14 protein-coding genes and 1 pseudogene are annotated in these 12,750 nt (G+C 71.6%); 13 read left to right on the forward strand and 2 right to left on the reverse strand.

Annotation, left to right across the window (positions count from 1 at the left end; all coding sequences use genetic code 11):
* The 4 genes from BBH68_RS35405 to fabG form a co-directional block, all read left to right on the forward strand.
* Positions 1-510: fumarylacetoacetate hydrolase family protein (locus tag BBH68_RS35405; RefSeq protein ID WP_141713129.1), on the forward strand; the 510-nt coding region annotated here is incomplete at its 5' end.
* A 21-nt stretch (positions 511-531) separates the two neighbouring features.
* On the forward strand, positions 532-2,109 hold the full coding sequence (locus BBH68_RS35410; protein WP_065967890.1) for an acyl-CoA carboxylase subunit beta: 1,578 nt from the start codon (positions 532-534) through the stop codon (positions 2,107-2,109).
* Between the two features lie 34 nt (positions 2,110-2,143).
* Positions 2,144-3,226 (forward strand): branched-chain amino acid aminotransferase, encoded by a 1,083-nt coding sequence (locus tag BBH68_RS35415; RefSeq protein WP_065967891.1) that lies wholly within the window; start codon positions 2,144-2,146, stop codon positions 3,224-3,226.
* Between the two features lie 103 nt (positions 3,227-3,329).
* Positions 3,330-4,046 carry a 3-oxoacyl-[acyl-carrier-protein] reductase gene (gene fabG / locus BBH68_RS35420; protein WP_065967892.1) on the forward strand — a complete coding sequence of 239 codons (717 nt, stop codon included), beginning with the start codon at positions 3,330-3,332 and terminating at the stop codon, positions 4,044-4,046.
* Between the two features lie 28 nt (positions 4,047-4,074).
* Here the strand turns inward: fabG and BBH68_RS35425 are convergent, their stop codons facing one another.
* Positions 4,075-4,644 carry a helix-turn-helix domain-containing protein gene (locus BBH68_RS35425; protein WP_065967893.1) on the reverse strand — a complete coding sequence of 190 codons (570 nt, stop codon included), beginning with the start codon at positions 4,642-4,644 and terminating at the stop codon, positions 4,075-4,077.
* A 69-nt stretch (positions 4,645-4,713) separates the two neighbouring features.
* Here BBH68_RS35425 and BBH68_RS35430 point away from each other — a divergent pair, with 69 nt between their 5' ends.
* The 4 genes from BBH68_RS35430 (at position 4,714) to BBH68_RS35445 (ending at position 7,192) form a co-directional block, all read left to right on the forward strand.
* On the forward strand, positions 4,714-5,406 hold the full coding sequence (locus BBH68_RS35430) for an AzlC family ABC transporter permease (RefSeq protein WP_065967894.1): 693 nt from the start codon (positions 4,714-4,716) through the stop codon (positions 5,404-5,406).
* Between the two features lie 14 nt (positions 5,407-5,420).
* Positions 5,421-5,735 (forward strand): AzlD domain-containing protein, encoded by a 315-nt coding sequence (locus BBH68_RS35435; protein ID WP_065967916.1) that lies wholly within the window; start codon positions 5,421-5,423, stop codon positions 5,733-5,735.
* Between the two features lie 606 nt (positions 5,736-6,341).
* Positions 6,342-6,593 carry a helix-turn-helix domain-containing protein gene (locus BBH68_RS35440; RefSeq protein WP_065967895.1) on the forward strand — a complete coding sequence of 84 codons (252 nt, stop codon included), beginning with the start codon at positions 6,342-6,344 and terminating at the stop codon, positions 6,591-6,593.
* Positions 6,594-6,745: 152 nt separating this feature from the next.
* Positions 6,746-7,192, forward strand: a complete 447-nt coding sequence (locus BBH68_RS35445; RefSeq protein WP_065967896.1) for a VOC family protein — start codon at positions 6,746-6,748, stop codon at positions 7,190-7,192.
* Here the strand turns inward: BBH68_RS35445 and BBH68_RS35450 are convergent.
* Positions 7,176-8,435, reverse strand: coding sequence for an MFS transporter (locus BBH68_RS35450; protein ID WP_425428888.1), 1,260 nt, complete (start codon positions 8,433-8,435; stop codon positions 7,176-7,178). The two genes, BBH68_RS35445 and BBH68_RS35450, sit on opposite strands and share 17 nt — an antisense overlap.
* Positions 8,436-8,554: 119 nt before the next feature.
* On the opposite strand from BBH68_RS35450, the gene BBH68_RS35455 reads away from it, so the two are divergent.
* From BBH68_RS35455 to BBH68_RS43670, 5 genes and pseudogenes are all read left to right on the forward strand, one after another.
* Complete coding sequence (locus BBH68_RS35455) at positions 8,555-9,007, forward strand: winged helix-turn-helix transcriptional regulator (RefSeq protein WP_065967897.1); 453 nt, start codon at positions 8,555-8,557, stop codon at positions 9,005-9,007.
* Between the two features lie 206 nt (positions 9,008-9,213).
* Positions 9,214-10,305 (forward strand): homoserine dehydrogenase, encoded by a 1,092-nt coding sequence (locus tag BBH68_RS35460; protein WP_065967898.1) that lies wholly within the window; start codon positions 9,214-9,216, stop codon positions 10,303-10,305.
* A complete protein-coding gene (locus tag BBH68_RS35465; protein ID WP_245738461.1) occupies positions 10,298-11,725 on the forward strand; it encodes an aldehyde dehydrogenase family protein in 1,428 nt (475 codons plus the stop codon). The genes BBH68_RS35460 and BBH68_RS35465 overlap by 8 nt, the downstream gene beginning before the upstream one ends.
* A 135-nt stretch (positions 11,726-11,860) precedes the next feature.
* Positions 11,861-12,313: pseudogene (locus tag BBH68_RS43665) on the forward strand (tellurite resistance TerB family protein); the annotation flags it as partial.
* 36 nt (positions 12,314-12,349) lie between these two features.
* Positions 12,350-12,706 (forward strand): ArsR/SmtB family transcription factor, encoded by a 357-nt coding sequence (locus BBH68_RS43670; RefSeq protein ID WP_245738462.1) that lies wholly within the window; start codon positions 12,350-12,352, stop codon positions 12,704-12,706.
* Positions 12,707-12,750: the final 44 nt, after the last annotated feature.

The following is a 12,750-nucleotide window of genomic DNA, read 5'->3' on the forward strand; positions in this document are numbered from 1 at the left end:
GGGAGAAGACGGGAGGTGGAGCTGGCGGTGGTGATCGGGCGGCGCGCCCGGTATCTGCCGGACCGCTCCGCCGCGCTCGCCCATGTCGCGGGCTTCGCCACGGGCAACGACGTGTCCGAGCGGAGCTGGCTGCTGGAGCGCGGCGGCCAGTGGGTGAAGGGCAAGTCGTTCGAGTCGTTCGGTCCGCTGGGTCCGTACCTGGTCACTCCGGACGAGGCCGGCGACCCGCAGCGGCTGCGGCTGACCTGCCGGGTCAACGGCCGGCTGATGCAGGACGGGTCGACCGCGGACATGGTGTTCGACGTGGCGCATCTGGTCTGGTATCTGAGCCGGTTCATGGTGCTGCACCCCGGTGACGTGGTGCTGACCGGGACGCCGGGCGGGGTCGCCCTGGGCCGCCCCGACCAGCCGTATCTGCGGGCCGGTGACGTGGTGGAGGCGGAGGTGGCGGGGCTGGGGGCGCAGCGGCAGCGCTGCCGTGCGGCGGCCTGGGCGCAGGCCCGGGGGTGACAGGAAGGAGAGCGGGAGCGGATGACCGTCCAGCCGGAACTCATCGGGGGCGACACCCGGGCACGGGTGTCCGAACTGCACGCGACCAAGGAGCTGGCCCGCCACGGTCCGGGCGAGCGCGCGACCCGCACCCAGCACGCGAAGGGCAAGCTGACCGCCCGTGAGCGCATCGACCTGCTGCTGGACGCCGGGTCGTTCGCCGAGGTGGAGCAGTTGCGCCGGCACCGGGCCGTCGGCTTCGGGATCGAGGAGCGCAAGCCGCACACGGACGGTGTGATCACGGGCTGGGGCACGGTCGAGGGCCGCACCGTGTTCGTCTACGCGCACGATTTCCGGATCTTCGGCGGCGCGCTCGGGGAGGCGCACGCCGAGAAGATCCACAAGATCATGGACATGGCCCTCGCGGCCGGCGCGCCGCTGGTGGCGCTCAACGACGGGGCCGGGGCCCGGATCCAGGAGGGCGTCTCGGCCCTGGCCGGCTACGGCGGGATCTTCCGGCGCAATGTGCGGGCCTCCGGGGTGATCCCGCAGATCTCGGTGATCCTGGGGCCGTGCGCGGGCGGCGCGGCGTACTCCCCCGCGCTGACCGACTTCGTGTTCATGGTGCGCGGCACCTCGCAGATGTTCATCACCGGCCCCGATGTGGTGAAGGCCGTCACCGGCGAGGACGTCACCCAGGAGCGGCTCGGTGGCGCCGACATGCACGCCGAGCTGTCGGGCGTGTCCCACTTCGTGTACGACGACGAGTGGACCTGTCTGAGCGAGGTCCGCTGTCTGCTGTCCCTGCTGCCGTCCAACAACCAGCAGAACCCGCCCTTCGCCCGGAGCGCGGACCCGGCCGACCGGCGCACCGAGGCGCTGTCCGACCTGGTCCCGGCGGAGGGCAGGCTGCCGTACGACATGCGCCGGGTGATCGAGGAGATCGTGGACCACGGCGACTTCCTGGAGGTCCATGAGCGGTGGGCGCCCAACATCCTGTGCGGTCTGGCCCGGCTCGGCGGCCAGGTGATCGGCGTCGTCGCCAACCAGCCGATCGCCCTGGCGGGGGTGCTGGACATCCGGGCCAGCGAGAAGGCCGCCCGGTTCGTGCGGCTGTGCGACGCCTTCAGCATTCCGCTGCTGTCCCTGGTGGACGTGCCGGGTTTCCTGCCCGGGGTGGACCAGGAGCACGGCGGGGTGATCCGGCACGGGGCGAAGCTGCTGTACGCGTACTGCGAGGCCACCGTCCCGCGGGTGCAGCTGATCCTGCGCAAGGCCTACGGCGGCGCGTACATCGTGATGGACTCCCGCTCGATCGGCGCCGATCTGTCCTACGCCTGGCCGACCAACGAGATCGCGGTGATGGGCGCCGAGGGCGCCGCGAACGTCATCTTCCGCAAGCAGATCGCGGAGGCGGCCGATCCGGAAGCCGTGCGGACCCGGGTGGTCAAGGACTACCGGTCGGAGCTGATGCACCCCTACTACGCGGCCGAGCGCGGGCTGGTCGACGACGTGATCGACCCCGCCGAGACCCGGGCGGTGCTGGCGCGCGCCTTCCGCATGCTGCGGACCAAGCACGCCGAGCAGCCGTCCCGCAAGCACGCCAACACCCCCCTGTGACCCGTAGCCCGGTGTCCCCTGCCCTGGAGCGCCCATGACCATCACCTTCACCACCGAGCCGGCCGTCCCGCGGCCCGCCGCCGAGCGGGCGGCGCTGCTGGAGGCGCCCGCCTTCGGCGAGGTGTTCACCGACCACATGATCAGCATCGACTGGGACCGGGAGCGGGGCTGGCACGACGCCCGGCTGCATCCGTACGGGCCGCTGGTGCTCGACCCGTCGGCCCAGGTCTTCCACTACGGCCAGGAGGTGTTCGAGGGCATGAAGGCCTACCGGCGCCCCGACGGCTCGGTGGTGACCTTCCGCCCGTACGCCAACGCGGCCCGGCTCAACCGCTCCTGTGCGCGGATGGCGATGCCACAGCTCCCCGAGGAGACCTTCGTGGAGGCCCTGGAGCTGCTGGTCACCGCCGACCGGGACTGGGTCCCGGACCGTCCGGGCCACAGCCTGTACCTGCGCCCGTTCATGATCGCCACCCAGCACACCATCGGCTTCTACGGGCCCTCCACCGCCTACCGGTTCATGGTGATCGCCTCACCGGCGGCCGCCTACTTCAAGGCCGGGGCGAAACCGCTCACGGTGTGGCTCTCGCGGGACTACACCCGGGCGGCTCCCGGGGGCACCGGCGAGGCCAAGTGCGGCGGCAACTACGCGGGCACCCTGGTGGCCCAGGCGCAGGCCCGGGAGGAGGGCTGCGACCAGGTGGTGTGGCTGGACTGCGTGGAACACCGCTGGGTGGACGAGATGGGCACCAGCAACCTGTTCTTCGTCTACGGCAACCGACTGGTCACCCCGGAGCTGTCGGGGACCCTGCTGGCCGGCGTCACCCGGGACTCGGTGCTGGCGCTGGCGGCCGAGCTCGGCTACCGGGCCGAGGAAGGGAGGGTCAGCGTAGAGCAGTGGCGCGCCGACGCGGAGTCGGGGGCGCTCACCGAGGTGTTCTCCTGCGGCACCTCGTCGATGGTCACGCCGGTCGGCTTCGTCAGGAGCGCGGACGGCGACTGGACGATCGGCGGCGGGGCGCCCGGCCCGGTCACCTCGCGGCTGCGAACGGAGCTGACGGACATTCAGCTCGGCGCGCGGCCGGACCCCTTCGGCTGGGTCCACAAGATCGCCTGACCGGCGTGGTGCCGGGTCCGGGCCCGCCGGGTCCGGGGCTGCCGGGCCCGGGCTGCCGGTCCGTACCCACCGTGAACCGTCGAGAAGGGGTGTGGTGAGAATCGTGAGCCGTTCGGTCCTCGTGACGGGAGGGAACCGGGGCATCGGCCTCGCGGTCGCCCGCGCCTTCGCGGAGGCGGGCGACAGGGTGGCGCTGACCTACCGGACGGGCCCGCCGGAGGCCGCCACCGGGCTCGGCTGTCTCGCCGTCCGCTGCGATGTCACCGATGCCGGGCAGGTCGACCGGGCGTACAAGGAGGTGGAGGCGGCGCACGGTCCGGTGGAGGTGCTGGTGGCGAACGCCGGCATCACCCGGGACCAACTGCTGCTGAGGATGGCCGAGAAGGACTTCTCGGATGTGCTGGACACCAATGTCATGGGGGCCTTCCGGGTGGCGAAGCGGGCCGCCGAGGAGATGGTCGAGGCGCGGCGGGGGCGGATCGTGCTGATCTCCTCGGTGGTCGGTCTGCTCGGCGCGGCCGGGCAGACCAACTACGCGGCCTCGAAGGCCGGTCTGATCGGCTTCGCCCGGTCCGTGGCGCGCGAGCTCGGCTCACGGGGCGTCACCTGCAACGTGGTGGCGCCGGGGTTCGTCGAGACGGACATGACCAGGGCGCTGAACGACAAGCAGCGGGCCGCCATGCTCGGCAAGGTGCCCCTGGGGCGCGGCGCGCGGGCGGAGGAGGTGGCGGCGGCGGTGCGGTTCCTCGCCTCCGAGGACGCCGCCTACATCACCGGGGCCGTCCTGCCGGTGGACGGCGGCCTGGGCATGGGGCACTGAGGCCGACGGGCACCGCGGCCACGGGTGCTCAGGGGTGCTCCGAGACCAGCACCGCGCGGGTGCCCGGCTCCTGCGCGTGGAAGACGTGGGGCACATCGGCCGGATAGCAGATGTAGTCGCCCGGGTGGAGTTCGACGGGCTCGTCGGCGGTGCCCACCAGGGCCCGGCCCGCGCTGATCACGACGTGTTCCACGACTCCGGGCAGGTGGGGCGCCGAGGAGCGCTGCGGGCCGGGCTCGGCGGCGATGCTGTAGACGTCCCGCCGGGCCCGGGGCGGGGAGGCGGCGAGGAGGGTGGCCCGGTAGTCGCTCTGGGCGGATCCGATGGCCGGCCCCTCCCCCGCCCGGATCACCTGGACCTGCGGCCGGGAGACGGCCAGCAGCCGGGAGAAGGGGATCTCCAGGGCCACGCAGAGCGCCCACAGCGTCTCCAGGCTGGGGTTTCCGGTGCCGGACTCCAGCTGGGAGAGCGTGGACTTGGCGAGCCCGGCCCGGCGGGCGACCTCGGTGAGGGAGAGGCCCGCCCGGGCACGCTCCGCCCGCAGGGACGCGGCGATCAGTTCGAGCGGGGGTTTGAGCGCGGGGTCGGCGTCGGACACGGGTCGTTCGCTCCAATGGTCGATCGTTCGGCTTGACGAACATTCGCGGATGCGTTCAGCATAAACTCCATGCGTTCGTTATGGAGAACTCTGGACGGAGGGCTGCTGCGCGACATCGCGCTCGTCTGCCTGGCCGTCGGCGTCATCGGCCTGTCCTACGGCGCCGTGGCGGTCACCTCGGGCTTCGCCTGGTGGTTCCCGGTCCTGATGGGGGCGCTCGTCCTGGCCGCGTCCTCCGAGTTCCTGTTCATCGGGATCATCGCGGCCGGGGGCAGCCCGATCGCCGCCCTGCTGGCCGGCCTCCTGGTGAACGCCCGCCATCTGCCGTTCGGCCTGGCGGTGCCCGATGTGCTCGGACGGGGGTGGCGCAGAATGCTCGGCACCCATCTGATGAACGACGAGACCGTCGTCTTCGCCATCGCCCAGGACGAGCTGTCGAACAAGCGGGCCGCGTACTGGACCTGCGGCCTGGGCATCCTGCTCTGCTGGCCGGTGGGCGCCGCGCTGGGCGCGCTGCTCGGCAGCGTCGTGGAGGACACCGCGACCCTCGGGCTCGACGCCATGTTCCCCGCGGTGATCCTGGCGCTGATCCTGCCCGCCCTGAAGGACCGGGCGCTGCGGCGGACCGCGCTGGCCGGCGTCGCGCTGGCGCTGGCCGCCACCACGTTCCTGCCGACCGGGCTGCCGGTGCTGGCCGCCCTGGCCGCGCTCCCGCTGTTCACCGTATTCACCGCCAAGGCGGCGGAAGGAGCCGCGCGGTGAGCGACGCCGTGCCGATGCTGCCGACGCTGGCGGCGATGTTCGCCCTGGCGGTCGGGACCTTTCTGCTCCGCCTCTCGGGGCCGTTCCTGCGAGCAAAGATCACCTTCCCGGCACGGGCCGAGAAGCTGCTGGAGGCCTCGGCGGTGGTGCTGCTCGCCGCGCTCACCGCCATCGCCGCGCTCACCGAGGGGGACGACTTCGTCGGCCCCGCCCGGCCGGTCGGCGTCCTGGTCGGCGGAGTGCTCGCGTGGCGCAAGGCGCCCTTCCTGGTGGTCGTGCTCGCGGCGGCGGGCACCGCGGCGCTGCTCCGGCTCGCCGGCGTGCCGTGACGCGGCCGGACACTCCGTTTCCCCTTCGCATTCCGTAAACACCGCGCAAGGCATTCGGCCGCCTTTGGCAAGTTTGGGCCAAACCATCTCAAATATTGGACCCGCCGTTGCTCGCCTCAGAATGAGTCCAGTAGCGTTGCCCGCAGTGACTGGCTTCGAAAGTCAGTCCGGTTCACGCGCACGCGAGTCGGCCTTCGTTCGGATGTTCGTTCTGTCGAGATATTCGGGGGGGTATCGTGAACGAGAGCGTTGCATCCTTTTCTCTGACCGCCGTGCGGCACGCCCAGTCCATGGGGTGCCGGGCGGAGGACATGTTCCACGGCTGATCCTTCTCCGCCGCGAGCGGGGTTGACGCCATTTCGATCCGGAGCGCTTCCGCGCAGACCCTTGGCGAGGCTCCGGAATCCTCACCCGCCGTCATTTCCGGGAGCCTCCGGAAAGAATGACGACCCGGTGCTTTCCTTTGATATTCCTTGGCACGAACTGCGCGCCCATCCGCCCATTTCCGAAGCGGTGGCGGCTGTTTTTGGGCGCGGACGGGGCCGACCCATATGTCGAGGCCGCGCCTGCGGCACAGCCCACGGAACGACCCAAGGAGATACCGTGATGAATTCGGTGGACGAAGTCTGGGGCACGGCCATGGCACGCGTGCCCCTGCTGTCCGAGCGCGAACTCGACGTCTTCCAACTGCTGGGCAAGGGGGCCTCGAACCGCACCATCGCGACCCAGCTGGCCATCACCGAGCGCACGGCCAAGGCCCATGTGGCTCAGATCCTGGCCAAATTAGGCGTGGAATCACGGCTCCAGGCCGGGATCGCCGGCTTCGCCTGGCAGATCGTCACCAGGGCCGGCATCTGAGAGCCAGGCAGGCCGCGTACATCCCGGTGATCGTGCCCCGGAGGGCCTCGGCGTCCGAGGGGGCCGCGCCGGGGCACGCATGGAGAGCGCCACCGTACGCGCCCCGGGCGGACGCGGTCATGATGAGGCCGTGACGGGGCAGCCTGGTTCCTGTGACTGATCAGGAGAGCGGTATCCGGCTGGTACAGACGGTGCTCGACAGCACCGACGCTCGCAGGCTCGCCGAGTTCTACCGCACCCTGCTGGGGCTTGTCTATCGCGCCGGAGACGAGCCTCCCCCGGCGGGGCAACGGGACGAACGCGGTCGGGACTGGCTCGTGCTGAGATGCCCGGCAGGCGGTCCCCAGATCGCCGTTCAGCAGGTCGAGCGGCTTGCCCGGCCGACGTGGCCGGACGGCCCGGTCCCGCAACAGATGCACCTCGATCTGAGTGTGGCGTCGCTGGAGGAGCTGAGGAGACAGCACGACCGCGTCCTCGCCCTGGGTGGCACCTTGCTGGCCGACCGGGAGCGGCCCGACCCTGACGACGAAGAGGCTTTCCGCGTGTACCGCGACCCCGACGGCCACCCCTTCTGCGTCTTCGTCAGGCAGACCCCGTGATTCCCGGTCCCGGATCCGGGGTGCCGTCCCGGGTGAACGCCCACAGGGCGAGCCCGAGGCCGCTGAACCCGGCGCCCAGCGCGCACACGGCGCCCCAGCCCGCCGCCGTGTAGAGGGAGGTGGCGGCGATGGCGCCGGTGGCGCTGCCGATCGAGTAGAAGACCATGTATCCGCCGATCAGCCGGCTGCCCGCGTCCGGGTGCAGGGCGTAGATGAGGGTCTGGTTGGTGACGTGGACCGCCTGCACGGCGAGGTCGAGGAGGATCACCCCGGCGAACAGGGCCCACAGCGAGTGGCGGGTGAAGGCCAGGGGCAGCCATGAGGCGGTGAGCAGCGCCAGGGCGATGCCGGTGGTCCGCCGGGAGAGTCCGCGGTCGTTCAGGCGGCCGGCCACGGTCGCGGCCAGGGCGCCGGCGACACCGACCAGCCCCAGCGCCCCGATCGCGCTGTGGGGCAGGAAGTACGGGGCCTCGCTGAGCGGCAGCGCGACGCTGCTCCACAGGGTGCTGAACGCGGCGAAGACCAGCAGGCAGAACAGGGCCCGGAGGCGCAGCAGTGGTTCGCGCGCGAACAGGGTGAGGGTGGAGCGCAGGAGTTGTCCGTAGCGCAGGGGCGCCGGCGGGGCCTCCCGGTGGCTCGGCAGCACGCGGTACAGGACCAGGGCGAGCAGCGCGGTGAGGGACGCCGAGGCGAGGTAGACGGAGCGCCAGCCCGCGAGGTCGGCCAGGACGCCGGACGCGGTGCGGGCGAGCAGGATGCCGATCACCACGCCGCTGGTGACCAGGCCGACGACGCGTCCGCGCCCGGCGGGAGGGGCCAGTGATGCCGCGAAGGCCACCAGCATCTGGGTGACGACCGCGAGGAGCCCCGTCGCGGCCATGCCCGCGAGCAGGACCGCCGCCGTGGGGGCGGTGGCCACCACGGTCAGCGCCACCACGAGGAGCAGCAGTTGGGCCACGATGAGCCGTCGGCGGTCGGCCACGTCGCCCAGCGGCACGAGGAAGAAGAGCCCCAGCCCGTATCCGACGTGAGTGAGGGTGACCACGCTGCCGATGAGTGCCGGGCTCATGGCGAGGTCGTGGCCCATGGTCACCAGGAGCGGCTGGGAGAAGTAGACGTTGGCCACCGCGGCCCCGCAGGCGACGGCGAACAGCACCACGACGCCCCGGGACAGGACGAACGCGGGACCCTCCTCCCTTCGCGCCTCGGTCCGTCGTGTCCCGGCCTCACTGCTGCCCGGCATCGGCACTCCCCTATCTGGTTTCAAGTTGCCACCAGTGGCGACGGTAACTTCTTTGGTAGCATGTTGCAACCGACGTGGGGTGAGGACGCCCGAGAGTGCCGCCCGAGAGTGAGGACGCCATGGTCGCCAGGACGCGCTTCGACGACAGCGCATGTCCCGTCGCCCGCTCGGTGGACACGATCGGCGACTGGTGGTCGCTGCTGATCGTGCGGGACGCCTTCGACGGAAGCCGGCGCTTCGGGGAGTTCCAGCGCAGCCTCGGCGTGGCGAAGAACATCCTCACCGCGCGGCTGCGCACCCTGGTCGCCGGCGGCGTCCTCGAATCCGTCCCCGCCTCGGACGGCAGCGCCTACCGCGAGTACGTGCTGACCCCGAAGGGCGAGGCGCTCTTCCCCGTCATCGTGGCCCTGCGGCAGTGGGGCGAGCAGAACCTCTTCGCCCCCGGCGAGCCCCACTCCGAGTTGGTGGACCGCCGGGAGGGGCACCGCCTCCGCGCCCTGGAAGTGCTGTCCGCGGACGGGCGAGGGCTGAACCCCGACGACACCACCGTCCACAAGCTCCCCGCCGAGTGATCCGAGCTCGGACTGATCCGGGCGCCGCCCACCGCCTCGTACCGCGGGAGGGCGGCGCGTACCCGGCAGCGGGCGAATCGCCACCGGGACGGTGCACATCGGCATACCCGGTGGCCGTTGTGGCATGGCGCGGGTGACAGGCCGGGGAGCGACGCTCTGAGCAGCCGCACCGGGAAGGTCGCGGTCGACTGCGAAGGAGCGATCACATGGGCCGATACGACCTCGCCCTCATCGGGTTCGGCGGTGTCAACCGCGCGCTGGCCGAACTCATATCCCAGCGCGGGGAGCGCCTCGCCGACGAGCTGGGCTTCGCCCTGCGGGTCGTCGCGATCACCGATCTGCGGGCCGGTTCCCTCGTGGACACCGACGGCATCGACCTGGCCCCGCTGCTGGCGGCCGAACCCGGGGAGCTGAGCTTCGCCGATCTGCCCGGCGGCAGCGCCGAGACCCGCAACGAGAACGTGATCCGCGAGGTCGCGGCCGACATCGTCGTGGAGGCCACGTTCACCAACCCCGGCGACGGCGAGCCCGCCCTCTCCCACGTCCGCTGGGCGCTGGAGGCCGGCAAGCACGTGTGCACCACCAACAAGGGGCCGGTCGCCGTCGCCGGCCGGGAACTCAAGGAACTGGCCGAGCGGCACGGCGTCAGCTTCGAGTTCGAGGGCTCGGTCCTCAGCGGCACCCCCGTGCTGCGCACCGCCCGGCGCATGTTCGGCGGGCTGGAGATCACCGGCGTCCAGGGCATCATGAACGGCACCTCGAACTACGTCCTCGGCCGCCTCGAGGAGGGCGTCGAGCTGCCCGAGGCGATCGCGCAGGCCCAGGAGCTGGGATACGCCGAAGCCGATCCCACCGCCGACATCGAGGGCCACGACGTCCAGCTCAAGGCCGTGATCCTGGCCAACGAGGTCCTGGGCGCCGATCTGCGCCGCGAGGACGTCGTCTGCGAGGGCATCTCCCAGATCACCCCACGGGACGCCCAGGACGCCCTCGGCAAGGGGCTGCGCTGGAAGCTGGTCGGCTCGGCCACCCGCCAGGCGGACGGCACCGTGACCGCCCGGGTCGCCCCCGTCGCGCTGCCCGCCCACCATCCGCTCGCCGGGATCTCCGGCCCCGGCAACGCGGTCTCCTTCCACACCGACCTGCTCGGCACCGTCACGGTGTCCGGACCCGGCGCCGGCCGCACGGAGACGGCCTACGCCCTGCTGTCGGACATCATCGCCATCCACCAGCGCCACCACGCACACGACGACACCACCCCCGTGCGCCGCGCCCTCAAGGAGGCCCCCCGTGGCTGACACGTTCGTCACCCCCCGCATCGACCTCGGCGCCGACATGGCGCCCGTGCGCAACCCCTACACCGGCGAGGTCATCGCCTCGATCTGCACCACCGACGCCACCGCCATCGACAGCATCATGCAGCGCGCCAGGTGTGGGCGGCGCACCTCGGCCGCGCTGTCCCGCGCCACCCGGGCCGGCGTCCTGGAACGCGCCGCCCACCTGGTGCGGCGGCGCGCCGAGTCCTTCGCCCAGCTGATCGTCAGCGAGGCGGGCAAGACGATCACGCAGGCCCGCAAGGAGGCCGCCCGCGCGGCCAACACCCTCGCCCTGTCAGCGGCGGAGGCACGGCGCAACGCCGGAGAGGTCGTCCCCTTCGACGCGTACGAGGGCTCCGAGAAGCGGCAGGGCTGGTTCACCCGCGAGCCCCTGGGCATCATCGCCGCCATCACCCCGTTCAACGACCCGCTCAACCTGGTCGCCCACAAGCTCGGCCCGGCCATCGCCGGCGGCAACGCCGTGATCCTCAAACCCTCCGCCCACACACCACTGTCCGCGCTCCGCCTGGCCGACACGCTCATCGAGGCCGGCCTGCCAAAGGAGGTCGTCACGGTCGTGGGCGGCGGAGCCGACATCGGCGCCGCGATCGTCGGCGCCCCCGAGGTGCGCATGGTGTCCTTCACCGGCGGGTTCGCCACCGGCGAGGCCATCGCCCGCACCGCCGGCCTGAAGAAACTGGCCATGGACCTGGGCGGCAACGCCCCCGTCATCGTCATGGACGACGCCGACCTGGACGAGGCAGTCACCTCCTGCGTCTCCGGGGCCTTCTGGGCCGCGGGCCAGAACTGCATCGGCACCCAGCGGATCCTGATCGCCCGTGAGGTCTACGAGGCCTTCCGCGACGCCTTCGTCGCCCGCACCAAACTGCTCCGCGTCGGCGACCCGACCGACGAGCACACCGACATCGGCCCCATGATCACCCCCGAGACCGCACAGGCCACCCGCGCGAAGGTCGACGAGGCGATCGCCCAGGGCGCGGTGCTGCTGTGCGGCAACCAGCTCAACGGCTCCCTGTACACACCGACCGTCCTGGAGAACGTCCCCGCCACCTCCGCGATCTGGCGGGAAGAGGCGTTCGCCCCGGTCGTCGCGCTCCAGCCGTTCGACTCCTTCGACGACGCCATCGAGCAGGCCAACGCCATCGACTACAGCCTCCACGCGGGCGTCTTCACCTCCCGTCTGGACCGCGCCCTGTCCGCGGCCCGGCTGCTGGAGGCGGGAGGCGTGATGATCAACGACTCCTCCGACTACCGGTTCGACGCCATGCCCTTCGGCGGCTTCAAATACGGCAGCATGGGCCGCGAAGGCGTGCGCTTCGCCTTCGAGGAGATGACCCAGCCCAAGGTCGTCTGCATCAACAACCTGGAAGACGGGCGGTAACAGAATCTCGCGTCGGGCACGACTCCCTGAGCGCGCTTTCCACGCGGCAACCCGGCTGTTTTTCCGTTACCTCTCTACAAACCTGTAGATTCTGTTTCTCCTCACACGGCGGGCAGTAGGGGCAAGGAGAAACACATGGCGCTGTGGGACCGCCTCCGGGAAACGGCCCAGACGATGCAGGCTCAGCTCACCGCGAAGAAGCACGAGCTGCAGAGCGGGGCGTTCCGGGACGCGAGTATGGCGATGTGCGCCCTGGTGGCGGCGGCGGACGGCACCATCGACCCGTCGGAGCGGCGACGCGTCGCCCAGCTCGTCGCCACCAATGACGTGCTCCACCACTTTCCCCCGGACGCCCTGCACCGCCGCTTCGAGGAACACCTCGACCAGCTGACGGCGGACTTCACCCTCGGCAAGGTGAGCGCCCTCCAGGAGATCGGCAAGGCGAAGAGGAAACCGGCGGAGGCGCGAGCCGTCATCCAGATCGGCATCGTCATCGGATGCGCCGACGGCCACTTCGACGACAGCGAGCGGGCCGTCGTCCGCGAGGCCTGCTCGGCCCTGGACATCCCGCCGGCCGAGTTCGACCTGCACCGCCCGCTCCGCGTGCCCCGCCCCTACCGAGCCGTGGACGAGCTGCCGGCGGCCCCCGGCGGGGAGGAGGCGGCACACCGTGAGGCCGTCCTGCCCGACGACGACCTTCAGGTCTTTCTCAAGGCGCTGGCCAGCAGCACGCGGCAGAAGCTCTTCGCGCACTTCGCCGACGGAGAGGAGCTGACCGTCGGGGAGGTCGCCGAGCGCGCCGGGCTCGGCCCGTCGACCACCTCCGAGCACCTCGCCGTCCTCCGCCGCGGAGGCCTGCTCCAGTCCACGCGGAGCGGCAAGCTGGTCCGCTACCGCGCCGACAAGGAGGGCATCGCCGAGCTGCTCGGTCAGCTCCACTCCTACCTCCGCTCCCCCTCGGGAGTACGGGACACCCCCTGAGGCCCCTCCGCGCGGCCCGGGCCGCGCGGAGGGGCGGCCGCGGC

Origin of the sequence: Streptomyces sparsogenes, assembly GCF_001704635.1 — a bacterium.
Taxonomy (GTDB): domain Bacteria; phylum Actinomycetota; class Actinomycetes; order Streptomycetales; family Streptomycetaceae; genus Streptomyces; species Streptomyces sparsogenes.

Excerpts from the sequence above, each read along its gene's own strand:
- BBH68_RS35450 (WP_425428888.1), bottom strand. The coding sequence starts at position 8,435 with ATGCCGGGCAGCAGTGAGGCCGGGACACGACGGACCGAGGCGCGAAGG.
- BBH68_RS35440 (WP_065967895.1), top strand. The coding sequence starts at position 6,342 with ATGAATTCGGTGGACGAAGTCTGGGGCACGGCCATGGCACGCGTGCCC.
- BBH68_RS35430 (WP_065967894.1), top strand. The coding sequence starts at position 4,714 with ATGCGTTCGTTATGGAGAACTCTGGACGGAGGGCTGCTGCGCGACATC.
- BBH68_RS35455 (WP_065967897.1), top strand. The coding sequence starts at position 8,555 with ATGGTCGCCAGGACGCGCTTCGACGACAGCGCATGTCCCGTCGCCCGC.
- BBH68_RS35460 (WP_065967898.1), top strand. The coding sequence starts at position 9,214 with ATGGGCCGATACGACCTCGCCCTCATCGGGTTCGGCGGTGTCAACCGC.
- BBH68_RS35415 (WP_065967891.1), top strand. The coding sequence starts at position 2,144 with ATGACCATCACCTTCACCACCGAGCCGGCCGTCCCGCGGCCCGCCGCC.
- BBH68_RS35410 (WP_065967890.1), top strand. The coding sequence starts at position 532 with ATGACCGTCCAGCCGGAACTCATCGGGGGCGACACCCGGGCACGGGTG.
- BBH68_RS35435 (WP_065967916.1), top strand. The coding sequence starts at position 5,421 with ATGCTGCCGACGCTGGCGGCGATGTTCGCCCTGGCGGTCGGGACCTTT.